General features: G+C 73.0%; 22 protein-coding genes and 1 pseudogene. 18 read left to right on the forward strand and 5 right to left on the reverse strand.

The window, feature by feature from the left end; all coding sequences use genetic code 11:
• Positions 1-140: 140 nt before the first annotated feature.
• The 8 genes from I4Q55_RS15400 to I4Q55_RS15435 are packed head-to-tail and all read left to right on the forward strand — an operon-like array spanning position 141 to position 9,892.
• Positions 141-725, forward strand: coding sequence for a TetR/AcrR family transcriptional regulator (locus I4Q55_RS15400; protein ID WP_242545997.1), 585 nt, complete (start codon positions 141-143; stop codon positions 723-725).
• Positions 722-2,158, forward strand: coding sequence for an MFS transporter (locus tag I4Q55_RS15405; RefSeq protein ID WP_307793210.1), 1,437 nt, complete (start codon positions 722-724; stop codon positions 2,156-2,158). Before I4Q55_RS15400 ends, I4Q55_RS15405 begins: the two co-directional genes overlap by 4 nt.
• Positions 2,159-2,214: 56 nt before the next feature.
• The gene (locus I4Q55_RS15410; RefSeq protein WP_307793212.1) at positions 2,215-3,528 is read left to right on the forward strand and encodes a hypothetical protein; all 1,314 of its coding nucleotides are present in this window, start codon (positions 2,215-2,217) and stop codon (positions 3,526-3,528) included.
• On the forward strand, positions 3,525-4,535 hold the full coding sequence (locus I4Q55_RS15415; protein WP_206788447.1) for a hypothetical protein: 1,011 nt from the start codon (positions 3,525-3,527) through the stop codon (positions 4,533-4,535). The genes I4Q55_RS15410 and I4Q55_RS15415 overlap by 4 nt, the downstream gene beginning before the upstream one ends.
• A gap of 1 nt (position 4,536) precedes the next feature.
• Positions 4,537-7,557 (forward strand): hypothetical protein, encoded by a 3,021-nt coding sequence (locus I4Q55_RS15420; protein WP_206788449.1) that lies wholly within the window; start codon positions 4,537-4,539, stop codon positions 7,555-7,557.
• Positions 7,558-7,606: 49 nt separating this feature from the next.
• On the forward strand, positions 7,607-8,134 hold the full coding sequence (locus tag I4Q55_RS15425) for a hypothetical protein (protein WP_206788451.1): 528 nt from the start codon (positions 7,607-7,609) through the stop codon (positions 8,132-8,134).
• An 8-nt stretch (positions 8,135-8,142) separates the two neighbouring features.
• On the forward strand, positions 8,143-8,958 hold the full coding sequence (locus tag I4Q55_RS15430) for a DUF3592 domain-containing protein (protein WP_206788453.1): 816 nt from the start codon (positions 8,143-8,145) through the stop codon (positions 8,956-8,958).
• A gap of 16 nt (positions 8,959-8,974) precedes the next feature.
• A complete protein-coding gene (locus I4Q55_RS15435) occupies positions 8,975-9,892 on the forward strand; it encodes a DUF3592 domain-containing protein (protein ID WP_206788455.1) in 918 nt (305 codons plus the stop codon).
• A gap of 11 nt (positions 9,893-9,903) precedes the next feature.
• Here the strand turns inward: I4Q55_RS15435 and I4Q55_RS15440 are convergent, their stop codons facing one another.
• Both I4Q55_RS15440 and I4Q55_RS15445 read right to left on the reverse strand, forming a co-directional pair.
• The gene (locus I4Q55_RS15440; protein ID WP_206788457.1) at positions 9,904-10,914 is read right to left on the reverse strand and encodes an SMP-30/gluconolactonase/LRE family protein; all 1,011 of its coding nucleotides are present in this window, start codon (positions 10,912-10,914) and stop codon (positions 9,904-9,906) included.
• A 33-nt stretch (positions 10,915-10,947) separates the two neighbouring features.
• Complete coding sequence (locus I4Q55_RS15445) at positions 10,948-13,005, reverse strand: PQQ-dependent sugar dehydrogenase (RefSeq protein ID WP_374194471.1); 2,058 nt, start codon at positions 13,003-13,005, stop codon at positions 10,948-10,950.
• 559 nt (positions 13,006-13,564) lie between these two features.
• On the opposite strand from I4Q55_RS15445, the gene I4Q55_RS15450 reads away from it, so the two are divergent.
• The 3 genes from I4Q55_RS15450 (at position 13,565) to I4Q55_RS15460 (ending at position 16,009) form a co-directional block, all read left to right on the forward strand.
• Positions 13,565-14,101 carry an NADPH-dependent FMN reductase gene (locus I4Q55_RS15450; protein ID WP_206788460.1) on the forward strand — a complete coding sequence of 179 codons (537 nt, stop codon included), beginning with the start codon at positions 13,565-13,567 and terminating at the stop codon, positions 14,099-14,101.
• Positions 14,102-14,112: 11 nt separating this feature from the next.
• Positions 14,113-15,090: an ATP-binding cassette domain-containing protein gene (locus tag I4Q55_RS15455; RefSeq protein WP_206788461.1), complete on the forward strand. Its 978-nt coding sequence runs from the start codon at positions 14,113-14,115 to the stop codon at positions 15,088-15,090.
• A 73-nt stretch (positions 15,091-15,163) separates the two neighbouring features.
• Positions 15,164-16,009 (forward strand): ABC transporter permease, encoded by an 846-nt coding sequence (locus tag I4Q55_RS15460; RefSeq protein WP_206788463.1) that lies wholly within the window; start codon positions 15,164-15,166, stop codon positions 16,007-16,009.
• Positions 16,010-16,016: 7 nt separating this feature from the next.
• Here I4Q55_RS15460 and I4Q55_RS15465 read toward each other — a convergent pair whose 3' ends face one another.
• The gene (locus I4Q55_RS15465; protein ID WP_206788465.1) at positions 16,017-19,085 is read right to left on the reverse strand and encodes an AAA family ATPase; all 3,069 of its coding nucleotides are present in this window, start codon (positions 19,083-19,085) and stop codon (positions 16,017-16,019) included.
• Between the two features lie 88 nt (positions 19,086-19,173).
• Here I4Q55_RS15465 and I4Q55_RS15470 point away from each other — a divergent pair, with 88 nt between their 5' ends.
• The 4 genes from I4Q55_RS15470 to I4Q55_RS49165 all read left to right on the forward strand — a co-directional run bounded on the left by I4Q55_RS15470 (position 19,174) and on the right by I4Q55_RS49165 (position 22,026).
• Complete coding sequence (locus I4Q55_RS15470; protein ID WP_206788467.1) at positions 19,174-19,626, forward strand: hypothetical protein; 453 nt, start codon at positions 19,174-19,176, stop codon at positions 19,624-19,626.
• Between the two features lie 276 nt (positions 19,627-19,902).
• Complete coding sequence (locus I4Q55_RS15475) at positions 19,903-20,886, forward strand: hypothetical protein (RefSeq protein ID WP_206788468.1); 984 nt, start codon at positions 19,903-19,905, stop codon at positions 20,884-20,886.
• 61 nt (positions 20,887-20,947) lie between these two features.
• Positions 20,948-21,370 (forward strand): hypothetical protein, encoded by a 423-nt coding sequence (locus tag I4Q55_RS15480; protein WP_206788470.1) that lies wholly within the window; start codon positions 20,948-20,950, stop codon positions 21,368-21,370.
• A 119-nt stretch (positions 21,371-21,489) separates the two neighbouring features.
• Positions 21,490-22,026 carry a hypothetical protein gene (locus I4Q55_RS49165; RefSeq protein ID WP_242545998.1) on the forward strand — a complete coding sequence of 179 codons (537 nt, stop codon included), beginning with the start codon at positions 21,490-21,492 and terminating at the stop codon, positions 22,024-22,026.
• Between the two features lie 102 nt (positions 22,027-22,128).
• On the opposite strand, the pseudogene I4Q55_RS50970 reads toward I4Q55_RS49165, so the two are convergent.
• Together I4Q55_RS50970 and I4Q55_RS15490 are read right to left on the reverse strand one after the other, a co-directional pair.
• A pseudogene (locus I4Q55_RS50970) lies at positions 22,129-22,284 on the reverse strand (pentapeptide repeat-containing protein); the annotation flags it as partial.
• Between the two features lie 15 nt (positions 22,285-22,299).
• Positions 22,300-23,121: a transposase family protein gene (locus tag I4Q55_RS15490; RefSeq protein WP_206788472.1), complete on the reverse strand. Its 822-nt coding sequence runs from the start codon at positions 23,119-23,121 to the stop codon at positions 22,300-22,302.
• 51 nt (positions 23,122-23,172) lie between these two features.
• Between I4Q55_RS15490 and I4Q55_RS15495 the strand changes: the two genes are divergently transcribed.
• From I4Q55_RS15495 to I4Q55_RS15505, 3 genes are all read left to right on the forward strand, one after another.
• Positions 23,173-24,117: a hypothetical protein gene (locus I4Q55_RS15495; protein WP_242545999.1), complete on the forward strand. Its 945-nt coding sequence runs from the start codon at positions 23,173-23,175 to the stop codon at positions 24,115-24,117.
• Positions 24,118-24,436: 319 nt separating this feature from the next.
• Entirely contained in the window at positions 24,437-24,769 is a 333-nt protein-coding gene (locus I4Q55_RS50975; RefSeq protein WP_206788474.1) for a hypothetical protein, read from the forward strand.
• Positions 24,766-25,401, forward strand: a complete 636-nt coding sequence (locus I4Q55_RS15505) for a histone deacetylase (RefSeq protein ID WP_242546000.1) — start codon at positions 24,766-24,768, stop codon at positions 25,399-25,401. The genes I4Q55_RS50975 and I4Q55_RS15505 overlap by 4 nt, the downstream gene beginning before the upstream one ends.
• Positions 25,402-25,403: the final 2 nt, after the last annotated feature.

Consider the following 25,403-nt stretch of genomic DNA (forward strand, 5'->3'; position numbering starts at 1 on the left):
TCGCGCGGAGCCGTGATCCGGAAAACGTCCTGCGCGGGACGCCGGGGGCCTCGGCCGCGGCGGCCGCGGTGATCGCCGAGTGAGGGGGAACACCCCGGCTAGTTAGTGGTTAGTAACTAATTCCTGCTAGCCTTGCCGCCATGAAGACGGGTGCCGCCGAGCGCATGTCCGCCCAGCAGCGGCGCGAGCAGCTGCTGGAGCTGGCGGCCGAGGAGTTCGCCGCGGCCGGGCTGCACGGCGCCTCGATGGAGGAGCTCGCACGCCGGGCGGGGATCTCGCAGGCCTACGTGTTCCGCTTGTTCGGCACCAAGAAAGCCCTGTTCCTGCAAGTGGTGCGGCGTGCGTTCACCCGGCTCGTCGAAGGGATGGACCGCGCCGCCGGCGACACCTCCGGGGTGGACTCGGTCGCGGTCATGGGCCGGTTCTACGACCGCGCGCTGGCCGACCGCACCGGGCTGCTGGTGCAGTTGCAGGCCTTCGCCGCGTGTGGTGACCCCGAGGTCCGCGAGGTCGTGCGCGAGCAGATGGCCGGGATGTGGGCGGCGGCCGCCGGGCACACCGGCCTGCCGCCGGTGGCCGTGAAGAGCTTCGTCGCCTACGGGATGTTGCTCAACGTCGCCGCCGCGCTGGACATCGACGACGTCGACGCGGAGTGGGCCCGCGGCCTCCGCACCCGGATCCACGCGGGACTGTTCGATCACCTGACCGAGGAGAACAACCAGTGAGTGCTGCTTCCCCGGCACCGGAGACCGGCCACGCGGCGGCTGCCGGCCGCGGCGGCACCACGCTGGTGGCGGCGCTGGTGTTCATCGCGCTGGTGGTCGCGGCGATCGGGAGCTTGGGCGCGCCGCTGATCACGGCCGTGGCCAAGGACTACGACGTGTCGCTGGCCACCGCGCAGTGGACGTTGACCATCACGCTGCTGACCGGCGCCGTGGCCACTCCGCTGCTCGGCCGGCTGGGCAGCGCCCACCGGCGGCGAAAGGTCGTGCTGGCCACCTTGGCCGTCGTGGCGGTGGGCAGTGTGGCCACGGTCGTGCCGGCGCCGTTCGCGGTGCTGCTGGCCGGCCGCGCCGCACAGGGGGTCGGTCTGGGCCTGACCGCGCTGATGATGGCCACCGCCCGGCAGCACCTCGGCGAGCGCGCGGTGAGCACGATCGCGATGCTGTCGGTGGCGTCCACCATCGGCATCGGCGTCGGCTACCCGATCGCCAGCCTGCTCACCCAGCTCGGCGGTGTGCGCGTGGCCTACCTGCTCGGCGTGGTGGTCGCGGTGGCCGCGCTGGTCACCGCCGCGGTCGCGATCCCGCGCGACACCGCGGCGCCGTCCGCGGCCGAACCGGTCGACTGGTTCGGCGCGTCCCTGCTCTCTGCCGGCCTGGTGGCGGTGCTCCTGGTGACCAGCCAGCCGGGCTGGTGGTCGAGCAACCCGCTGCTGGTCGTGCTGATCCTCGCCGTCGGCGTCGCGGTGCTGGCCGGGTGGGTCGTCGTCGAGCGGAAGGTGGCGCGGCCGCTGGTGGACCTGATCGCGCTGAGGCACCCGGCGGTCGCGGGCGCCAACGTGGTGATGTTCGTTTCCGGCACCGCCATGTACCTGCTCTTCACCCTGATCACCCGGTTCGTGCAGACCCCTTCGCAGGTCGGCTACGGCTACGGGCTCAGCGAGGTCGAGGCGGGCCTGGTGCTGGTCCCGTTCTCGGCGCTGGGTTTCGTCGCGGGCCGCGTGGTGCCGAAGGTGCGGGAGAAGGTCAGCCCGTTCGGCCTGCTGACCGCCAACGGTGTCGTGATCGTCCTCGCGTGCGTCCTGTTCGCCGGCGTCCGCGGGATGGGTGTGGCGTGGCCGGTCGTGGTCATGGGCGTGCTGGGCTTCGGCGTCGGCGGGTTCTCCGCCGTGATGCCGCAGGCGATCCTGGCCGTCACACCGGCCGAGGAGACCGCCGCGGCGATGAGCGTCAACCAGGTCGTGCGCTCGGTCGGGTTCTCCCTCGGCAGCGCGGTCAGCGGCCTGATCCTGGCCGCGCACACCCCGGCAGGCAGCTTCGCCCCGACCGACTCGGGCTACACCACCGCCTCTTGGACGGCCGGTGCGCTGGCACTGGTCACCATCGTGCTGGCGATCGGGATCAACGCCTCCCGGAGCAAGGTGCCCCGGTCGTGACGGCGTAAGCGTCCCGGGCTCCGCCGTCGTCGGTAAGGTGCGGTGGGAGCGAGGGGGTGGCGGTGACGGGAACGGGCAGGCCCCGGCTGCGCTCCGCGGTCCTCGCGGCGGCGTGGGCGCGGATCTCCGGGGTCGAGGTGCTGTCGTCCGGTGACGGCGGTCCGCTGACCCGCACCGTCAAGAAGATCATCGACCCGCTCGTGGTGCGCACGGCGGCGCGGCCGCGGCTGGGCCGCCCGCTGCTGGAGCCCGCCGACGCGGCGGAGCTGACCGGGCTGCTGCTGGCCGACGCGGCCCGGCTGCGGGCGACCGCCGCGTGGTTCACGCACCTGAAGCGGCAGCGCCGGGCCCTGCGGATCACCGCGGGCGACGTCCAGGACGTCTGTTTCCCCTTGGCGTACGAGCTGGCGACGGGCTTGGGCATGCCGGGCCCGGACGCGCCGGAGGCGGCCGCGTCGGCGTTGCGCGAGCTGCACGGCGAAGCCGGGGAGGCCGGGGTTGCCCGGCTGGCCGCGTACCTGGCCGATCCGCGGGTGACCGCGGACCTGACCGCGGAGCTCGGCCGTCGCTGGCACGCCGGCGCGGACACCGGTCCCGAGCCGGCGGACGCCGTGGCGCTGCTCGGCGCGTTCGCCGAGGACCTCGCCGACGCCACGTGGCGGGTGCTGGCGGATTCCGGCGCCGGGCACGCTTTCGGGCTCGCGCTGCGCCGTCCCGGCGGGACCGGCGCACTGGCCGAGGCCGTCCCCGGCCTGGCGGACCTCGGTCTGCAGCGCGGCGACCGCACCGCCGTCCCGCCGCTGCGCCGGCAGGACGAAACCGGCCCCGAACTCCTCGAACGCAGTGTCGAACGGCGGGTGCGCGCCACCCTGCGCCGGCTGCCCGCCGGCGAGCGGGGGTCCGTCGCCGGGCTCGTCGACGACGAGCTCGCCCGGGTCGCCGCCGGGTTCGGGCTCGGCCGGCCCGTCCTGGCCACGTGCTTCGCGCTCGGCGTCGTCCTCGCGCCCGCCCTCCGGCCGCTCGACGGCGGCGCCCCCGACAGCGCCCCCGGGTTCGCGCGGCAGCTCAACGCCCGGGTCGCGCGCGAGGGCTACGTGCTGCACGCCCGCCGGGCACTGGCCGGCACCACGCCGCTCACCCCGCGGCCCGACGCCGGACTCGTGCGCGAGCTGCGGGAGTTCGCCCGGCAGTTCCTCGGCAGGCTGTGGATCCGGCTGCACGGCTTCGACGTCCGCGGCGACCGGCCGTCCGACGCCGCGGACGTCCGGGACCTCGTCACCGGCGTGGTCCGCTCGACCTCGCTGGACCTGCGGACGAAGGTGCGCCGCGCGCTCGTGGCCCGGCTGCCGGACCTGGAGGCCGTGTCGTGACGCACCCGGTGCACACCCCCGTCGTCGCGGCGGACGGCGGGCTCGTCCACTTCGGACTGGCGGAGCTGCTCGCCGGTACTCCGGGGTCGATGCGGATCGAACTCACCGACGCGGCGGCCGCGGAACCGTGGCTGACCCGGCTCGTCGGCGAGGAACGCGCGCTGGAAGCCCTCGTGGCCGGACACGTCGATGCCCCCGCCCGGCCGGAACTGGCCACGCTCGCGCTGCTGCTGTGGGCCCGCCGGTGGTGGCCGGCGAGCCCGGTGCTCGGGGTGCCGTCGCTGGACCCGGCCTTCCTGGACCTCGAAGCCGCCGCCGCGACGGCGGCGGTCGAGGACGTGGCCGAGGGCATGCTCGACGGCTTCGAAGCCACGCCGGGTGAACTGTTCGACGCCGCCGCGGAAGGGGTCGCCGCGACGGCGGTCGCCGAGGAGGTGCGCGACCTGTGCCTGCGGTTGTCGGCGTGGTTCGACGACCGGGACGACGTCGTGCGCGCCGAAGCCGCGGCCGCGCTGGCGGAGGCTGCGTCCCCGGGCCGGCGGGACTACGCCCTGGCCGCGGGGACCGAGGTGCCGGTGCCGGGCGAGGGGGTCGTGGCCGGGGGCCGGGCGAGCGTCGACTGGGCGCGGGTGCCCCCGGGCGTTCTCGACGCCGCGGAGGACACCGTCACCTGGCGGATCGTCGCCGCCCCGGCGGCCACCCGGCTCGAGGTCGAGGTCGCCGGGGCGTTCGCGGACGCGGCCCTGACCGCGTTCGCGACCCACGACGGGGCGGTGCTCGCGAAGGTTCCCCTGCGGCTCGGCCCCGGCCGGTTCACCGGCGCCGTCGACCTGGCCACCGTCCCCACCGGGCACATCGGACTCACCGTCGGCGTGACGGCCGAGGACGTCGCCGGGACGACACCGGCGGACCGGGCCGAAGTGGTCTCGCTCGTGCGAGCGCGCGAGGCGCTGCCCCCGGTGGCGCGGACGCTGGCCGAGCGGGCGGCGGGGGCGGCGGAGTTCTGACGTGCTCGCCGGGATGCCGCCGCCGCTGAACCCGCCCGACCGGCCGCTGCCGGCCGAACTGGCCGGGGCGACCTCGCACGGCTACAACTGCCGGTGTGTCGCCGTCCACTTCGGCCTGGACCCGGAGCCCTACGGGGTGCTGCCCGCGTGCTCGCTCACCGACGCCGAGTACGCGGAGCTGTTCGAGCAGGCGCTGGAGATCCAGCGGGCGGCCAAACAGCTCGCCGTGGCGAGGGACGTCACCGGCGCACACCGGGAGTACGGCCGGCTGCGGCACCTCGCCCACCGGCTCGACCGGACCGATCTCGAACTCGCCGCCGTCAGCGATCTGGCCACGGTCTGCTATTCCGCGGGCGACCTGCACAACGCGCGCCAGTGCGCCGAGGCGGTCCTGAGCGCGTTCCGGACCAGCGTCACCGGCATCGTCCACTTCGGACAGTACGCGGAAATCCGGATGCTGGAAGGCTCTCGCGAGGTCGCCGACCGCGTGCTCATCTCGCTGGCCACCGAGGAGGGCGACGTCGCCCGGGCCGGCGAACTGATCGCGGGACAGCGTCACCGGGCGGCGCTGCGGAAGGCGGCCGAGCCGGGGCAGTACCCGCGCCGGCTGCTCGACCCGCACGGCGCCGACGAGCTGACGCTGCGCATCCTCGAGGCACGGGTGCAGGTTGCCGCCGGGGACCCGGCCGGCGCGCTGGCCGCGCTCGAGGAGATCCTCGCGGCACTGGACGCCATCGCGGACGTCGAGGAGGTCCGCGACCAGGTGGCGTCGCTGCGGGCGATGGCGCGCGCCGAACGCGCCCGCCTCCGCCGGGCCGGTGGTGAGGACGCCGACGCGCGGGCGGACCTGGTGCGGCTCGCCACGCAGAACGAGGGCCGGCCGGCCGCCGCGAAGTTCGCCGTCGACCTCGCCGCGGACCGCGCGCTGGGCGGCGATTTCCCCGGTGCGGTGGCCGCGCTCGTCGCCGCCCGCGACGAGCTCACGGCGGCCGGCGCGACCGGTGACGTGGCGGAGGCGAGCCACGCGCTGGGGGCGCTGCTGCTGATCGCCGGTGACGCGCGGCAGGCGCGTGACCAGTTCGCGCACGCGGGCGAGATCTGGAAGTCGAACGGGGACACGCCGGCCTTGCGACGGCTGGACGTCGCCCTCGCCCGCTGCGCCGCGGCGGAGGAGGACTGGGCGGCCGCGGCGGAACACGTGCACCGCGCGCGGGAGTCGGCGCGGGCGTCAGGGGACTGGCTGCAGCGCCTGCACACCGACTTCGCGGCGGCCGAGATCGGCTTCGCCCGCGGCGACGACCTGCCTGCCGTGCTGGACCTGCTGCTCCCGGTGGCGCTGGCGGCGGCGGACTACCGGTTCGAGTTCGCGTCGCCGCGGGCACGCACGGCTTGGGCGCGCGACGTCGCCGGCCCGGCGACCGAGCTGCTGATGGTGCTGCTGGCCCGGCTGAAGGAACCGAGGCTGGCCGCCGAACTGATCGAGCGCACCTGCGCGGTCGGGGCGTACACCGGGGCCGAGGCACCGGCGCTCGACCTGACCGGCACGCTGCCCGCGCCGGAACCGGCACCGCCCGCGGCCGGACTGCCCTTGGCAGCCTTGGGCACGGTCACGGCGGCTCTCCCACTTCGCTTGGCCCCGCCGCCCGCACTGCGGTGGTCGCCGGCCGCGCCGCTGCGGCTCGAGCGCTGGCTCGACGTCGCCGCGGAGCGGTACGGCCTGCCCCGGCCGGCAACCGAACCCGTCGCGACCTGGCCGGACACCGAAACCGAGACGTTCCTCCTGCGCTACGCCGACGCCGGCCACACCTACCTCAGCTGGCGGACGACCGGCGACCTCGACACCGTCCACACGCACCCGGTCGACGCCGCGCTGGTCGCGACGGCCCGGGAGCTGCTGGCGGCGGCGACGCCGACCCCGCGGGAAGGCGAGAGCGTCGCCGACGCCGTCCGGCGTTCGCTCGGTGACGACGCCTTCGGCAGCTTCGCCGGCGAACAGCGGCTGGCCCGCATCCTTGCCCTCAACCTCCTGCCGGCCGACCTCGTCGCGCGGCTGCGGGCGGCGGCCGCCGGCGGACGACGGCCGGTGCTGCGTGTGCAGCCGTCGCCGAGCCTCGCCGCGGTGCCGTGGGGCCTGCTCGCCCTGCCCGACCGGCGGCCGGACCGCGCGCTCGAGCCGGGTGAGGAGGGCTGCTGCTTCGACGGCGACGACCGCGTCCTCGACGTCGCCGACGTGTCGCTGCTGGCTCCGGCCGGGATCCCGCGCCGGCCACCCGCGGCGGCCGGGCCACCGGTGTACGTGCTGGATCCGCGGATCCCGGGCCAGAGCGCCTTCGGCGAGCTGGGCTCGGTGCTGGGCAGGCAGGATCCGGCGTCGCCGCTGATCCGGCACCTCGACGCGCAGCTCGCCGCCGGTCCCGTCCGGCCGGCCGCGGCGCGCGGGCTCGAGCTGGTCCGCCGCACCGACACCGACCGGCGGCTGCTCGCCCGGCTGCTGGCCGAGCCGTGTTCCCGGCTGGTCTTCGTCGGGCACGTCAGCCGCGTCCGCGACGACCACGGCGCGCAGACCGCGCTGCACCTGTCCTGCCCGGCGGAGCTGCCCGGAACGGCCGAGCCGATCGGCGCGCACCGGCCCTTCACCGCCGCCGATCTGGCGCTGTCCGAACCGGACTCGATGCCGGCGCGGGTGGCGTTGATCGGCTGCGCCAGCGCGAGCGACTTCGGCCTGCCCGAGCCGTTCGGCGTGCTGCTCGCCGCCGTCGCGGCCGGCGCGCGGCTGGTGGCCGCGACGGTGTGGGCGCTGCCGACGTCGGCGGCCGTGCCCGGCGCGGACCCGATGGCCGAACTGGTCATCGCCGTCGACACGGCCCTGGCCGGCGACGACCCGGTCACCGACCTGTGCGCGTGGCAGCGCACCCGGCTCGCCCGGTGGCGCGAACGGCCCGAACCGGCTTGCTCGCCGGCGTTCTGGGCGGCCCTGACCTGCCTCGATGCCTCCGACGACGGGCAAACCCGGGTTCGGTAGCAGCGCGTCCCGCCGAAGCTGTGTGCCCACACGGCGAAAGGCAGGACCGATGTTCAAGAAGATCCGCGACCGGGTCAACGAGGCGACCCGGCAGGGCGCGGCCCGCGGTGCCCAGGAGTTCCGGCAGCACGCGGAGCAGTTCCGGCGGGAGGCCGCGGCCGAGGGGTACGACATCACCCCGCAGCTGCCGACACCGCAGCTGGCCGCGCAGGCGTTCCGGATGCTGAACGCCGACCCGGAGATGGCGGCGTTCCTGGCGCTGCCGGCCGACGAGCAGCTGCGCCAGCAGCAGGAACTGCAGGCCTACGGCACCGAACTGCGGCGCCTCTACGACACCGGCGAGCCGGCCACCCTGGTCGTGCGGGCCCTGGAGCCGACGCACCGGACGGTCGCCGGGCAGGCCCGGTACACCGCGACGCTGGAGGTCACCCGCGCCGACGGCACCACCTACCGGACGGTGACGCCGCTGATCACGCCGCCGGCGACGATCCAGCAGTACGCGCCCGGCACCCGGCACGAGGCCCGCGTCGACCCGGCCGACCCGGCGAAGGTCGCCGTGTTCGGCCCGATCGGCTAGGGGCGGCGGTGTTCGCCTTCGCCCTGCCGGAGGACCCACGGCCGGGCCGCGGGCCCGGACTCCGGCTGTGGCTGCTCGGGGTGCCCACGACGCTCGCGTGGGCGGCGGCGGGCTGGTCCGGGGCCCTCGGGCTGCTGGACGGCTTCCGGCTGATGTCGCTGAACCGCGTCGGCGCGTGGGGGGCCGACGCGGGCCCGGCGGTTTCGCTGGTGCTGTTCTTCAGCGTCGCCGTCACGGTGGCGTCGTCGCTCGGCTTCGCGATGCTGTGGGCGGCCGGGATTTCCCTGCGGCGGATGGGCGTCGGCTTCCGGGCGAGCTCCCTGGCCACGGCTCTGGGCGTGGCACTGGGCAGCGGCCTGGCGATCCCGTCGTGGACGCCACCGGAGTCGGTGGGGCAGCGGCTGCCGGTCCCGGGCGGCACGGCCGAGCCGTGGTCCGATGTGGACTGGGTCGTGTACTACGAGCCCTACCTCGTGCCCGCGGTGGCCGCCCTCGTGGCCCTGGTACTGGTCGTGGTGCTGGTGTGCGCCTTCCTCACCGAGGCGGAGGCCGACGACCGTGTGCAGGCGCTGCGCCACCGCGGCCGCCAGGTGACCGGCTTCGTCACGCACGTCGAATTCACCGACGTCTGGGTCATGGGACACCCGCGGTTCGTCGTCCACGTCCGGTTCCCGGCGGAGACGGGGGAGCGCACGGTCGTGACGACCATGGTCACGTCCCTGTTCCAGGCCCCGGCCCGTGGTTCGGCGGTGCAGGTCCGCTACGACCCCCAAGACCCCGACACCGTCCTGGTGGAACCGGCTCCGGCCGGATCGTCCTTCTAGCGCCGGGAGTGCTCCCATGTCCACTGTGTCCAGTCCTGTCCGCCCGGCCGCCCTGCTGGGCGGCTTCCTCGGCGGCGGCGTCGCCGGGGCGACCTTGAGCGGCTTCATCGCCGGCATCGTGCTCGAGAAGGTCCCGCTGGTCCTCTTCAGCCTGGGACTGCCGATCGGCTACGGCCTCCTGGTCTTCGTCGCGGGCATCCCGCGCCGCGCCCGCGAGGCGGCGGTCGTTCCCCGCCTGGCGCTGGCGCGGATCGAGAGCCTGCGCGCGAGCGGCACCGAAACGGGCGACGTCCCGGTCGACTTCGTCCTCACGATCGCCCCCGCCGGCGAGCCCCCGTTCCGCAGCCGGATGACCGACCACGTCAACCTGGTCGACCTCCCCCGCTACCGCCCCGGCGACGTCCTCGTGGTCGCCTACCCGCCGGATCGGCCGTGGCGAGCCACGATCGTCCCGAACCCGACGGCGGAGTGGCAGCGCCGCGCGGCCGAGGCCGTCATCCGGCCCGCACCCGAGTCCACGTCGGTCCAGGAACCCCCGGAGGGCTGGGGCTTCGCCCTGGCCGGCTGGACCGGCCTGCTCCTGGGCGCGGCCATCGTGCTCGGCCTGTTCCGCGTCGAGCTGTTCACCCCGCAACCGCCGCCGGAGGAACAGCCGCCGACGTCCTCCTCGACGTCCTCCACCACGATCGTCGTCGGCCCGCGGCAGGCGTTCCCGGACGCGGCGGAACTGCGCCGCGCCATCGAGGTGCTGGCCGCGAGCGCCCAGGTCCCGCCCGACCGGATCCCCGAGCTCGTCGAGCAGGCGACGAGCGTCCTCGACGTCGGGTGGCCGCGGAGCTGGCAGATCACGGTCACCCGGGCGGACGTCACCACGGTCCGCCTCGCCGTCACCGGCCCCGGCGGCAGCACTTCCTTCGTGCTGCCGCCACGGTGACGGTGGGCGGCTCAGTAAGGATTGCCCGGCACGTTGAGGCGCGCCTGGTAGAGGCCGAACCCGCCACCCGAAACCCCGGAGGTGACGTACAGGGTCCGCCCGTCCGGTCCGCCGAACGCCGCGTTGGTGGTGTTGCGGCCGGCCGAGATGGTGCCGAGCCGGGCACCGGACGGGGAGAAGACGTGGACGAGCCCTTCGTCGTAGGAGGCCCAGTAGAGGTTGCCCGCGCAGTCGACGGTCGCGCCGTCGGGGGTCCGCATGGTCGCGAACGTCGTGCGGTTGCCGGTGCTGCCGTCGGGGAAGACGGTGTACCTCATGATCGCGTCGGCGCCGGTGGCGCCCACGTAGAGCGTCTTGCCGTCGGGGGACAGGACGACGCCGTTCGGCTGCGGCAGCGTGTCGTCGACGAGGCTGACCACGCCGTCGCGGACGCGGAAGACACTGGTCCGGCCGCCTTGCTCGTCGGGGCGGTTGCCGCGCTGGTAGTTCGGGTCGGTGAAGTAGGTGGTGCCGTCCTTGCCGGTGGTCAGGTCGTTCGGCGAGTTGAACGCCCGGCCGAGGTAGCCGGCCGCGACCGTCGTCCGGCTGCGGTCGGCCAGGCTGTAGGACGACACGGTGCGGTTGTCGTGGGTGGCGGCGAGCACCCGCGTGCCGTCGGCGGTGATCGCCAGGCCGTTGCTGCCGGAGCCGGCGATGAACGTCTCGAAGGTGGCCGGCGGCCGGTACCGGAGCACCGCCGAGGGCTGCACGCCCTGGGGACCGGTCGGATTCTGCATGTTCGACAGCAGCAGGGTACCCGTCCGCCGGTCCCAGGTGGGCCCTTCGAGGAAGTTGAACCCGCTCCGGATGAGCCGGGCCGCCACCGCCGGGCCGGGCAACGGCGGGCCGTAGGTCGCTCCCGGGGTGCACGGTGCGGCCGTGGTGGTGCCCGACGCCGCCGGCGTCACCACGCCCGCGATGACGATCGCCGTCGCCGCCACCGTCCACACGCGACGGTGTCGGGGTGTCCTGCGGTGAGCCATGACGGCTCTCCTTTCACGAGGGGAGGGCCGGGTTCACCGTCCGAGCTCGACCTTGAGGATGCTTTCGTTGCTGTTGTTCGCGACGCTGTCCTTGTCGCCGTAGTTGCTGGTGGTCAGCCACAACCCGCCGGACGCGGACGGTTCCACCGTGCGCAGCCGCCCGTACGTGCCGTTGAGGTACTGCTGGACGTTGGTCAGGCTGTCCCCGGAGATCTCGGCCCGGTACAGCCGGGCTCCGCGCAGGCAGGCGATGTAGAGGGCGTTGCCGACCACGGCGATGCCGCTGCAGGAGCCCTCGGCGACGGGGTAGGTGCGCTTGGGCGCGACGAAGCCGGCTTCGGCGCAGCTGCCCGTGGTGCCTTCGCAGCGGGGCCAGCCGTAGTTGCCGCCGCGGACGATCAGGTTGGTCTCGTCCATGACGCTGTTGCCGAACTCCTGCTCCCACAGCCGGCCCTGGGCGTCGAAGGCCAGGCCCTGAGGGTTGCGGTGGCCGTAGCTCCACACCGGAGTGCCGAAGGGGTTGTCCGAGGGCGTGGTGCCGTCGCGGTTGATGCGCAGGACCTTGCCGGCGAGGTTGCCGCGGTCCTGGGCCCACTCGGCGTTCTGGCCGTCGCCGGTCGCGACGTAGAGCTTGCCGTCGGGCCCGAACCGCAGCCGGCCGCCGTTGTGGTACTTGTTGCGCGGGATGCCGGTGAGCAGCACCTGCGGGGTGCCGCTGAGCACTCCGCCGGTGTAGCGGATGCGCACCACCCGGTTGTCGGTCGAGCTGGTGTGCATGACGTACAGCCACGGGTCGGCCGTGAAGTCGGCGGCCACGGCGAGCCCGAGGACCCCGCCCTCACCGTCGGTTCCCGCGACGTTCGGCATCCGCCCGGCCACCGTCTTCGTGCCGGTGGCGGGGTCGAGGCGGACGATCTCGAAGGCGTCGCGGCGGCTGTAGAGCACCTGTCCGTCGGGCAGGGTGGTCAGCCCCCACGGCAGGTCGGTGTCGGTGGCGGCCCTGGTGACCGAGCAGATCGGCGTGGCGCAGGAGGCACCCGTGGTGACCGCGACCGGCGTGCTCGGGGCCGACCGGTTGGCCTGGGCGTCGCGCGCCCGCACCTGGTACTGGTAGCGGGTGTTCGCGGCCAGGCCGCTGTCGGTGAACGAGGTCGTGGCCGCGCCGCTGGTGGAGCCGGCCACGGTGCCGTCGCGGAGCACCTCGTAGCCGGTGACGCCGACGTTGTCGGTGGCCGGCGACCAGCGCACGGTGACCGTGGTGCCCGACGCCGTCGCCGTCACGCCGCCAGGGGTGGTGGGCGGCTCGGTGTCGGCCTGGCACTGCGGCACGGTGATGGTGACCGTGGGACTGGCCTGGGAGACGTTGCCCGCGGCGTCGCGGGCGTTGACGTACAGCCCCCAGGTGGCCCCCGGCACGACGGTCAGCTCGGCCGACAGCGCCGTGCCCGGCACCGAGGTCATGAGCTGCCCGTCGTGGTAGATGTCGTAGAAGGCCACTCCGACGTCATCGGCCGACGCCGACCACGAGAACGTCACCTTGGCGCACGTCAGGTTCGAGACGCGGGGGTTGGCCGGCGCGGTCGGCGGCGTCGCGTCGGCGGCGAGCTTCACCAGCTGCCACCGCTGGTTGGCGCCGTCGGCGTCGGGCAGCTGGACGACCCGCGCGCCGTCGGCGGTGGAGGAGCCGAGCACGTCCACGGCCTTGCCGCTGGCCCGGTTGAGCAGCCGCACGTCGCCACCGGCGGAGTCGGCCAGCCGGAACTGCTGGCCGGCGCGGCCGGCGTCGGTGTTCTGCACCAGGCCCGCCCGGTCGGCGGTGGACGGAAAGCTCAGGATCTTGGCGCTGTGCCGGGATCTGATGCGGTAGTTGCCATCACCCGAGTCGACGAACTGCCACTGCTGGGAGACGCGGTCGTCACGGGTGCGCTGGGTGATCCGGGCCCCGTCGTGGGTGGCGCTTCCGGCTACTTCCAGTGCCTTGCCGCTGTTGCGGTTGACCAGCACGTACGAGGCACTGGTGTCCACGGCGGCGGCCGACGCGGCCGGCGCCGGAAGCACGACACCGAGACCCACCAGCACCACTGTGCACACCGCCCGGAGGCCCGAGCGGTTCCTTCCCGGGGTAGCTCGCATGGTGTTCCTCTCTCACGAAACGCGAGGCGGCTTGCGTTGCATCGCCAAGGGGGAGTGAGTGGCACCATGCCCGGTCGCCGCTCACCGCGGGAGCCGGTCCGGACGCGGAACATGCCGGCCCACCAGGCTTTTGTGCGCAGAGAGCCGTGCATCGCCTCCTTGCGAGCAGGGTGCGTACTGAGCTCGCGGACACGGGTCCGCGCGCCTGGGAGCGCTCCCAGGTACCGTAGCGCAAACGGTTCGCCGCCGACAAGACCGGTGAGCAGGTATCCAACCGACCAACAGCTCGACTTCCGTTGCAGCCAGGCCTTCGACAACCTCGTCGCGAATTACCACATCGTGGAGAAAGCTGCGTGAAGGTGGCGGCGTGCTCGATCAGCCGGTAAGGCCCGGACTGCCGCACCACCGCACCTCCTCGCGGAGAAGGCGAGACCCGACCGAGCGGAGGAAACGTCCCCGCCAGATCCGATCTGGCAGGGCGTCTCGCGCCTAAGGAGTAAGGCGAGAGGAGGCGGGAATGGAGGAGGCACTGCGAGTGGCGGTCCTGATCGGCAGCACCCGCGAAGGCCGGGCAGGCGCGGGCGTCGGCCGGTGGTTCACCGCCGCCGCCGGCCGGCGGGTGGGGCTCCACCTCGATTCGCTCGACCTCGCGGACGCGGACCTCCCGGCGGCGTACCCGGCGGCGCCGACCCCGGCACTGACCCGGTTCCGGGAGCGCATCGCCCGGGCGGAGGCGTACGTCGTCGTCACGCCGGAGTACAACCGCAGCTTCCCCGGGCCGCTCAAGCAGGCGATCGACTTCGCCTACGACGAGTGGCACGCGAAGCCGGTCGGCTTCGTCTCCTACGGCTACCGCGCCCGCGGCCGCCACGCCGTCGCACACCTGCGGGACGTCTTCCTCGAGCTGCACACCGTGACGATGCGCGACGTCGTCGCCCTCGACCTGGCCGACCGGTCGTTCGACGACGACCACGTGACCGTCCTGCTCGACGAACTCACCTGGTGGGGGCTCGCGCTGCGCGACGCCCGCCGGGCCCGCCCTTACTGCGCATGAAAGGTCCGCAGATGAACTCACCCGCGATCGAAACCGCCGGGCTGGTCAAAGCCTTCGGCGACACCCGCGCCGTCGACGGGGTTGACCTCGTCGTGCCGGCCGGCACCGTCTACGGGGTCCTCGGGCCCAACGGCGCCGGCAAGACCACGACCGTCAAGATGCTCGCCACGCTGCTCCGCCCGGACGGTGGCGAAGCCAGGGTGTTCGGCCGCGACGTCGTCCGGGAGGCCGACTCCGTCCGCGGGCGGGTCAGCCTCACCGGCCAGTACGCGTCGGTGGACGAAGACCTGAGCGGGACCGAAAACCTGGTGCTGCTGGGCCGCCTGCTCGGCCACACCCGGTCGGCGGCCCGCGACCGGGCCGCGCAGCTGCTCGCCGCGTTCGGCCTGACCGCGGCCGCCGCCAAGCAGGTCAAGCACTACTCCGGCGGCATGCGGCGGCGGCTCGACATCGCCGCGAGCATCCTCAACACCCCGGACCTGCTGTTCCTCGACGAGCCCACCACGGGGCTCGACCCGCGCAGCCGCAACCAGGTCTGGGACATCGTGCGCGCGATCGTCGCGCAGGGCACCACCGTGCTGCTCACCACCCAGTACCTCGACGAAGCCGACCAGCTGGCGTCGCGGATCGCGGTGATCGACCACGGCCGCGTGATCGCCGAAGGCACCCAAGGGCAGCTGAAGGCGTCGGTCGGCGCGGGCGCGATCCACCTCCGGCTGCGCGACGCCGCCCAGCGGGAGGCCGCCGGACGCGTGCTGGCCCGGGTGGTCGACGCCGCCATCCAGCGCGAGCCGGACCCGGTCGCGCTGACCGCGAGGCTCACCGCGGCGGCCGGCGACGCGGCCGCCGCGGAACAGTCCGCCCGCGCGCTGGCCGAACTCGCCGCCGCCGGGATCACCGTGGACACCTTCTCACTCGGCCAGCCCAGCCTCGACGAGGTCTTCCTGGCCCTGACCGACCACACCGCCAGCGGAGAGGAAGCGGCATGAGCGAGCCTGCGAGCGAATCATTCAACACTGCGCGTCCCGCTCAGGGCGCACCGAGCGTCAGCGAGGTGTGCGCATGAGCACTACCGCAGTCAAGGACACCGAACTCGCCGCACCGAAGGCCGAAGACCTGGCGGCGGTGCTCGTCGCCACCGAGCGGCCGCCGCGGCCGGGCGCGCTGTCGACGTCGGTCACCTTCGGCTGGCGAGCCATGCTGAAGATCAAGCACGTGCCCGAGCAGCTGTTCGACGTCACCGCGTTCCCGATCATGATGACGCTGATGTTCACCTACCTCTTCGGCGGCGCGCTGGCCGGCTCGCCGGGGGAATACCTGCAGTTCTTCCTGCCCGGCATCCTCGCCAGCAGCGTCGTGATGATCACGATGTACACCGGCGTCGCGGTCAACACCGACATCGAGAAGGGGGTCTTCGACCGGTTCCGCACCCTGCCGATCTGGCGGCCGTCCGCGATGGTCGGCTACCTGCTCGGCGACGTGCTGCGCTACCTGATCGCGTCCGCGGTGATCATGGTGGTGGGCCTGATCCTCGGCTTCCGCCCCGGCGGCGGGTTCGCCGGCGTGGTGGCCGGGGTGGCGCTGCTGGTGGTGTTCTCGTTCGCGTTCTCCTGGGTGTGGACGATGTTCGGGCTGCTGCTGCGCACCGAGAAGTCGGTGATGGGCGTCAGCATGATGGTGATCTTCCCGCTGACGTTCCTGTCCAACATCTACGTCAGCCCCTCGACGATGCCCGGCTGGCTGCGGGTGGTCGTCGACATCAACGCGATCTCGCACCTGGTGACGGGCGTGCGTTCGATGATGGCGGGCGCGTGGGACGTCCCGGCGGTGCTCATCACGCTGGGGGCGTCGGTGCTGCTGGTGGCGGTGTTCGGCACGCTGACCATGCGGCTCTACAACCGCAAGTGACCGCGGGTCAGAGCCGCCAGCGGACGGCCGGATCCGGGGCGTAACGGCACGACGAGCCGGTCGTGATCGAGGACTTCAGGTGCCCGGCCAGTTCCGGGTGGAGGTCGGCCAGCTTGCGGAGCGTGTCCCGGATCCGGGCCGTCACGGCCTTGCGGGCACGCTCCGCCTCGTCGCCGAGGCGGCGGGTGCGGCCGCCCAGCCCGGCCGCCGCGCGCAGCTCCGCCAGCAGGGCCGCGCGTTCGCGGTCCAGCTCCGCCGCCCGGGCGTCGTCGCCGCGGTCGGCCGCGCTGTCGATCTCCTCGTCGAGGTGGCCGAGGCGGCGGCGGTAGGCCGCCTTCGCGGCCTCGTCCAGGACCGGGTCGGCGCCGATCCCTTTCGCCGCCACGACCGTTTCGCCGCCTTCGGGCGCGAGCAGCCGGACCGCGGGGACCTCCGTGCCCGGGAGACCGAGCAGGATGTGGAGGTCCCGCAGGCCTTTCGCGTCCGGCACCCGGACCTCACGGCCGGCGAACCGCAGCGACCAGACCTCGTCGGTGCGGCGGAACTCGTTGGCGGGCAACGGTTTCTTCACGACCGGCTCGCTACGGGAGATCAGGTGCGGCATGTCCAGTTCGCGGGCCTCCGCGCGCACGGCTTCGAGCAGCGCCGTCGCCCGCGCGGCGTCCCCCGGCGCATCGCGGGCGACCAGGACCGGGGCGAGCCGGGCGCGGACTTCCGCCGCCCACGGCCGCAGGCGCATCCGGTCCGCCGACGCGGCCGCCGCGCTCAGCCGCGTCACCGCTTCGTCGAGGTGGCCCAGCGCCGCCTCGAGCAGCCCGGCCCACAGGTCGACCGGCCCGCTGATCTCGCAGCCGTACAACGCGACCAGCCATTCCCCGGAGTACGGCCTGAGCTCGCCGAGGAGCCGTTCGCAGGCCTCGCGGTCGGCGGTCAGCGCCGCCACCTGGGCCTGGCAGCGCAGCCGCAGCGGACCGAATTCGCGGGGGAACGGGCCGGCGACGGCGGCCGCCTCGCGGGCCGCGGCCGCGTCGCCCCGCTGGGCGGCCGCCAGCAGAGCCAGCAGGTCCGGGTGCGGGTGGTCGCCGGCGGCCAGGTCGTCGAACCGGCCCTGCAGCAGCAGGTAGCTCCAGCGCAGGTGGTCCATCATGTAGCCGAACTCCCGGCCGAGCCGCTCCTCGACCTGGTCGAGGTCCGCGTGCGCTTCGGCGAACCGGCCGCGGTGCGCGCGGATGATGCTGCGGTCGAGAAGGCCGGCGAACTCGGCACCGGGCAGGCCGCTGCCTTCGGCCAGCGCCTGGAAGGCCCGGAACTGGTCGAGGTACCGCGGGTCGCCCTGTTCCAGCAGCGCCACCCACTTGAGCGACGACGCGAAGTACTCGTTCTCGCGGTCGCCGGTCCGCTGGGCCAGCACGGCCAGCTCGTCGGTCAGCCGCTCCCGCTCCCGCGCGGTGCCCGGCCCCCAGATCAGGTCGTGCCGCGCCCACAGCGTGAACGACAGCTCGCGGTCGTCGTCGCCGTCCCGCGCCAGCGCCGCGGCCCGCGCGGTGAGCTCCAGCGTGACGCGCTCGAGCGACAGCGGCTCCGCCGGTTTCCCCGCCAGCCGCTCGTGCGCCGACAGCAGCAGCTCCGATGTCAGCTCGAGGCGCGGTCCGGCCGGGGCGGTGCGGGACAGGGTGAGCGCGGCCCTGGCGAGCAGGGCGTCGTCGTCGAGCTCACGCACGAGCGCGACAGCGTCTTCGAAGTGCCGCCATGCCTCTTCGTTCTCGCCGCAGCGGCTGAGCACGGTGCCGAGGTCGAGGGCGATCACGACGCGCCGCCGCGGGTCGGTGGCGCGCTCCAGCGCGCGCCGGTAGTGGCCGACGGACTCGTCGGTCGCCAGCCGCGCGCTCGCGTCGCGCGCCGCCGCCACCAGCAGGTCGGCCGCGCGGCCGGGGTCGACCTCGGCGTCCGCGAGGTAGGCGTGGCGGGCCCGGTCGGCGGCGAACACCAGCGGTGCCAGCTCGGGCGACGCGTCGAGGGCGCGGACGACCGCGGCGTGCCGCCGCCGGGCCTCGGCCGGGGCCAGCTCGGCGTACCGCGACTCCCGCACCAGGTCATGGGCGAAGGCGAACCGGCCGTTGCCGAGCGCGGTCACCAGCCGGGCCGCGGCCGCGCGGGCCAGCAGCTGGTCGATCTCCGGTACCGGCGCCCCGGCCAGCGCGGCGAGGACCCGGCGGTGGAACTCCCGGCCGAGCACCGCGGCGTCGATCAGCAGGCGCGTGACCGGTGCCGGCAACAGGGAAAGCCGCCGCTGCAAGGCGTCCCGGACGCCGGGCGCGACGGCCGACACCGGGCTGCCGCTGTGCCACAGCCGCGCGGTCTGCTCGACGAAGAACGGGTTGCCGCCGGTCCGCAGGTGCACCTCGGCGGCCAGCGCGGGATCCGGCTCGGTGCCCGCGGTCCGGGTCATCAGCTCGGCCACCTCGTCGGGCGCGAGCCCGGTCAGCGTCACCGTGGTCGCCTTCGCCACCAGCGGCAGGATCAGCTCGTGCAGCCGGTGGCCCGGCGCGTCGACCTCGACGTCCCGGTAGGCGCCGACCAGCAGGAGCCGTTCGAACCAGGTGTGCCGCGCCGCGAAGTCCAGCAGCCGCAGCGAGGCCGCGTCGGCCCAGTGCAGGTCGTCGAGCACCACGACGACCGGGCGGTCGCGGGCCGCGGCGGCCAGCGCGGTGGTGACCGCGTCGTGCAGCCGGAAGCCGTCGTCGTCCGGCGCGCCCACGGTTTCGCCGAGCAGCGCCGACAGCGTCGCGGTGCCGGTCCGCGCCCACTCCTCTTCCGGCAGTTCGCGCCGCAGGCCGCGCACGACCTGGACCCACGGCCAGTACCCGGGTGCGCTGCCGGAGTCCCAGCAGGCGCCGGCGAGCACGAGGGCACCGCGCCGGCGTGCCTCGTCGGCCAGTTCGGTGACGAGGGTGGTCTTGCCGATCCCGGCCTCGCCGGTGACGAGGACGAGGCCGCCGTGGCTCGCCACGGCCCGGTCGAGTTCGGCCCGCAGCGCCGCGGCGGGGTGCGCTCGCCCGATCAGCGCGCCAGTCATGTCCGGTTCCTCCCAGTTCCGGCGCCGAGCATCCCACGCCGCCCCGCCGTTCGTCGCACTAGACTGCGTAGCGGAACGGGGAGGTTCGATGAACGTCGAGCTGGGCTACGACCGGATGGGCAGTCGCCTCCGGATGATCGGTGACCTCGAGATCGCCTACGACCGCATGGGTGGCCGCCCGGTTTCGGTCGGGCCCCGGGTCCTGGAGTACGACAGGTGGGGATGGCGCCTCCGGGCGATCGGCGGGCTCGAGGTGGGCTACGACCGCTGGGGCCGGCGCCGCTCCGTCGGCCCGTGGGACCTGGAGTACGACCGGCTGGGCTCGCGGCTCCGCCGGATCGGCCCGTATGAACTGGCGTTCGACCGGTGGGGAACCCGCACCCGGGCGATCGGCCCGCTCACCGTCTGCTACGACCGGCTCGGCAGCCGCCCCTGCCGCGTGGAGGTGCCCGACGAGCACCGGTCGCAGGAGGACGACCTCCTGCTGGCGCTCTTCCTCGTGCTCCAGCACGAGCTGGACACGGCCGCGGCCGCGGCCTGACGCGCCGGTTCACGCCGACCACGCCGCCGAGTCCGGACACCGCGAACCCGATCCGAATCCCCGGCGCGAGCTCGACGTGCCCGCCGCGCAGACCGACCCGGGCGTGCCGGCGATGGCGACCTCCCCCTGATCGTCGTGCCATTTTGCCGGTCGGACCGGAGTGCTCGCCCCGGAGCCCGCGGAACCCGCGCCCGAGGACTCAACCAAAGGACCGGCTCGAGCGTGAGGGGTTCGGGCGGGCCCGCGCGGGCCCGCCGGTTCACCAGGGGAGGAAACGTGGGAGCAGGACTGAAGGTGCTGGCCGCCATGAGCGTGCTGGCGGTCGCCGCACCGGCGACGGCGGCCGCGGCGGAGCTCGCTCCGGCCGCGGTGTGCCGGGTGGCCGAGCTGCCCGGGTCGGTCGCCGGCGAGGAAGTCTACCCGGCAGGCACGGACGACCACGGCACCTTTGTCGGTCTCGGCCGGTCGCACTTCGGCGACAACGAACACGGACTGCTGTGGCGCGACGGCGTCACGACGGACCTCGGGGCGTTCATCCCGTCCGCGATCAACGCCGGCGGGGTGATGGTGGGTTCGCAGTTCGCCGACGGGACGCGGCGCGCCGCGATCCGGTCGGGTGGCGTGACGACGTTCTTGCCGGAGCCGGGCGAGCCGGGCTCCGGGGCGACCGACATCAACGCCCGCGGCGATGTCTCGGGGTACGCCTGGGTCAATGGCCTGTCCCGCGCCGTCGTCTGGCCGGCGGGCACGCGGACGCCGCGGGTGCTCGACGACGGTCCGGTGTACACGATGGCCCTGAAGGTGGACGACCTCGGATTCGTGCTCGGCTCGGCGGGGTTCGCCGGCGACGAGGTGCAGACGGTCTACCGGCTGGACGGCACGGTCGTGCGGTCGTTCCCGGTGATCGGCCCGGGCGGGCACCGCGCTTCGGACCTGGCGGGTGGCGTGCTGATCGCCGACCGCGGCGGCCCCGAAGGCGACGAGCTCACCTTCATCGACGTGGTGACCGGAGGAGAGCGCCCATTGCCTGACAGCACGTATGCCCAGGGCGGGGTCCTCGCGGCGAACGGCGTCGTCGCGGCGAAGAACCGCTCCGGGTTCCCGGCACGCTGGAAGTACGGCCGCCAGTTGCAGCTGCCCCAGCTCGGGAACACCTACCCGCTCCACCCGACGGCGATCAGTGCCGACGGGCGGCAGATCGCGGGGATCAGCACCGACAACACGCGGCAGATCGGCACGCTCTGGACGTGCCGGAACTGACGGTGAAACGACTTTCCACCCCGATGGATTGCATTCACAATCTACAAGCAGAGGAGATCCGATGAAAAGGATCGGCATGATCGTGGCCGCCGCGGCGGCAGTTCCCACCCTTGTCGCCGGGCCCACAGCCGCCGCGGCGTCACCGGCAAGCGCAGCTGCCTACCCCACTCTCAACTTCCTCATCAAGGACGGCACGGGTGGCTACTACTCCGGTACGGTCACCTTTTACAACCGTTCAGTCGGCGTCATCGGGTCGTTCAACGCCAGCGGCTGCGAGCGGGCATACGCGACCTCACTGGTGGACTTGAAAGCGCTTGACGCGCGAAGCACGAGCCTTCACTGCGATGTTGTCACCTCGGGAAGCTTTTCCCTTTCCGCGGACGTTCCCGGTGGGGCGAATCGTGTCTACCTCGCCATCAAAAGCGAGTATGGAAGGGTGTACGACTTCACGAATTGCTGGCGTGACACCATGATCTGCAACTAACGCTGCGGTGAGCGGACGCCGGATCTCCGGTGAATCCGATCATGCCCGGCTCGCCGGCGCCTGCTCACCCTTTGCGGCAAGGGATCGGGAGACGGCGAGCCGTCGGTGAGTGAGCTGCTGTGCAGGCCGCGGTCCGCGCGCTCGCCACGGCGTCGTTCCTGCGGCCGGGCGAGGCGCGGGCAGTCCTGGAAGACGTCGCGCGCGAACGGGATGGGCTGGCCCGGTTCGACTGGCCGCGGGAGATGCCCGACACCGAACGCCGGGAGCGGGTGGCCGCGTACCTGCGCACGACGGGTCTCGTCGTGGCCGACGGGAGCGGGCTCCGGTTCAGCCGTCCGGAAGTGGCGGACTACCTCGTCGCGGATCACCTCTTCCGGCGGTACCCGCGTGCGCGGTCGCCGCGGGCGTGGAAGTACCTGGCGCCGCAAGAGATCTGGCCGTGGCCGGACGCCGGGATGCAGCAGATCCTGGCGGCGTTGTGGTGGCGCCCGGCCCGCCCCGTGGTCGAGCGACGGATCGGCCGCCTGCTGGAAGACCGGCATCGCGACCCGAACATCCGGTTCGTGATCGACCTCGTGCGGCGGGGCCTGCTCCCGGACGACGGGATCCGCATCGTCCACTTCGGGCTTAGGCTGGCGCCGGACGAAGGCGGCTAGTTCGGGAGGAACTCCACGATCAAACTGCACGCCTTCAAACCCGGCATACCGAGCGAACGTACCGTGCATGCTGCCTTCGCCGGCAAACGCCGCGCCGTCAAACCAGGTGTCGCCAGTGAACTCCGCGTCGCCGAACGCGGCGGTATCCCCAAAAAGAGCATTCTTGAAACTGGCGGAGCTGCCGAACCTCGTGCCGCCGACCCAGACAGGTCCCGCGAAAATTGCGCCCTCAAATCCGGCGCCTCCGTCGAAGTTGGCGTCACTGAAGTGATCTCAACGACTTTCAGGTGAGCCGGCCGCGCGGCCGTCGGAGGGCTGTTTGACCGGGGTGAACACGCCGATCCCGGCGCCGTCGTAGCCGCCGTCGGCCAGGGTGGGCAGGTTCAGTTGGGAGGCCGCCCAGTAGAGGGCGGCGAGCACGTGGGCGCGCGCGGCGGTCAGGTCATGAGTCGAGCCGGGTTCGACATCGGCGACCCACAGCGGAAAGCCGTCCGGGGCGCAGAGGGCCTGGATGTTGCCGCCGGGCTCGTGGGCCTTTCCGGAGTACCAGGCGTCGATCAGCCTGCCTTTGACGCTGATGGTCTGCTCGCCGAGCCGATCGCTGCCGAACAGCTTGCCGTCCAGGATGACCTGTGTGGCGTCGTCGTTGTGAGCCTGCTGCAGGGCCTCGTGCCAGTCCGGGGCCTGTGTGGCGAGGGCCGTGATGACCTCGTCCAGGTACCGGTAGCCTGTGGCGCGGGAGATGCCGTGGTCGCGAGCCAGCGCGGCGATGTCGCGGTTCTCGCGGAACCAGCGCAGCGCGAACACTGCCTGGTAGAAGCAGGTCAGCGCCCTGCTGCCGTTGCGGGTGCCGCGCTCGCGGCGTTCGGCGCGCAGCAGCCGACCGGCGTACTGGGCGAGTTCGCGGGGGGACGTCGAGCATGGCACGACAAGGAATCGAGGAGAGTATGTCCTGGCAATCGTCGGCGGCGCGCTGCTCCCCAGGGCCACCCTGGCGTTCCTGGTCGAGTTCCTCGGCGAGGTGGACGAGGGCACGAAGTACGCGATGAACGCCGTGATCCTCCTCGGCGCCATCGCGCTGTTGACCGCCGCCACCCGCGTCCGCCGTGCCGAAAGGGGTGTGATCGCATGCTGACCATTCGGGGCATGACCTACCTGGTGGAGGACGCTCCAGAGTACGTCGTTCGGCGGGACCTCCAGGCGATCAGCGACGACCTGCACTGTACGACCGTGTCGGTAATCGGTCCTGACGGTGACCGGCTCGTCGCGGCGGCCGAGTACGCACTGGAGGTCGGGCTGGACGTGTGGATCCGACCGCACCTGGTGGACCGTCGCGAGCCTGAGGTGCTGGCCCACCTGGAGAACATCGGCTTGGCGGCCGAAGAATTGCGCGCACGCCATCCGGGCCGGGTGACGCTGTTGGTCGGCAGCGAGTTCTCCCACACCGTTCGCGGGCTCGTGCCCGGCCGGTGGTCCTTCCTGCGGCTGCGGGTCATTTTCAAGGCACGCCTGCTCGTGCGACGGCGGATGAACCGGCGGCTCGACGTCCTGCTCGGCCGGGCCGCCGAGACGGCGAGGCGGGTGTTCCGCGGTTCGGTCGGCTACGGGGCGGCGAGCTGGGAGGAGGTCGACTGGTCCAGGTTCGACTCGGTGGCTATCAGCCTTTACCGGACGGGAACCGACGATGCCGCTTACGCCCGCCGCGTGACCGATCTGGTGCGTGACAACGACAAGCCGGTGATCATCAACGAGTTCGGCTGCGGTGCCTACGAGGGTGCCGAGCGCAGGGGACCGGCCTCGTTCCGGATTGTCAACTGGTTCGCCGAGGAACCCACGATCAAGGGCGATCACCCGAGGGACGAACAAACCCAGGCCCGCTATCTGGGCGAGCTGATCGATCTCTACAACGAGGCCGGCGTGCACGGCTGCTTCGTCTTCACCTTCGCCATGCCCGACTACCCCCACCACGACGACCCACGCCGCGACCTCGACAAGGCCGGGTTCGGCATCGTGAAGGTCCCGGCCGACGACCCGACCACCTGGACCCCCAAGGCAGCCTTCCACGAGGTGGCCAAGCGCTACGGCGGCTAGCGGCCGTCATCCGATCGAGCGCCAAACTCACTAGATTGGGCCGTAAGTCGGACTTCCCGTTCTTGCCTGACAGCATCGGCCGGGGCTGATCCGGGCATTGCGGAATGCAGACGAAGCCGGGACGCGGGTTGACGCAGTCGGATTTTGCGAGGCGGCCCCAGCGGGTGGAGGTAAGTCGCCATTGTAGGCAATGTGTGGGGCATTCGCAGATAGGCGCAAGGACGTTGACGATTGTCTGCCTCAGCCGAGAGGTGTCCTGCGCCAGCCGTTCCAGTGCGTAGAGCCCCGCCAGTCGCACCGGCGCTTTGTCTGACCCGAGTTGATCGGCGGCCTGGGTGTACAACTCGGTGATTCGCCGTTCGACCGCGTCACCTTGGGCGGCTTCGGCTACCCGCTCGGCGAGGCGATGGGCTTCGTATTTGTTGAGCAGGTCAAGTTCGGTGGAGCGTTGTCGGCGGATGGAGACCAGCTCCGTGCACGGCGAATCGCTCGGCCGCGTTCGCCGGACCATCTCACAGCGCCCGAGAACCTGACCGCCGCCTCCCGCGCGAACTCGCGAAAGAGCGGTCACTTGCTCCTCCTGCACCCGACGCCGCCGGTCAAGCTGTGCGGACCGGGTGCGCCGGGCACGGGCGGTACCGTCCTCCCATGAGCACGCTGCCGCCGTTGGTCTGGTACGCCAGCTACGGATCGAACCTGTACTCCGCGCGGTTGCGGTGTTACCTCGAAGGAGGAACTCCGCTCGGCGCTCAGCGTTCCTACGTCGGATGTCGTGACCGCAGTCCGGCGCGGCGCATCGTGGCTAGCGAGTTCTCCGGCGGGATCTATTTCGCCACCGAGTCGCCGGTCTGGCACGGTGGCCGGGCGTTCTTCGACCCGCAGCTGCCGGGCCGGGCGGCGATGCGGTCGTACCTGTTGACCGCCGGGCAGTTCGCCGACATCGCCGCGCAGGAGATGTACCGCGAGCCGGGGCCGGACCTGGATTTGACCACCGTGCTGCGGCAGGGACGCGACGAGCTCGGGCCGGGTCGCTACGAGACCTTGCTGCACCTCGGTGATCTCGACGGCTTCCCCGTCCTGACGTTCACGGCACCGTGGTCGGCGTCGGAAATCGAAAAGAACCCACCGTCGGCCGCCTACCTGGCCATGCTCGTGGGCGGATTGCGGGAGGCGTACGGCTGGTCCTACCCGAAGATCGCCGAGTACCTGGCGCCGCTGCCGGGGGTGCAGGGGCACTGGTCCGCGCAGCAGATCGCCGGCCTGGCTCCGGAGGCCACTTCTTGACG

It is taken from the genome of Amycolatopsis sp. MtRt-6 (genome assembly GCF_017308975.1).
In the GTDB taxonomy this organism is placed as follows: domain Bacteria; phylum Actinomycetota; class Actinomycetes; order Mycobacteriales; family Pseudonocardiaceae; genus Amycolatopsis.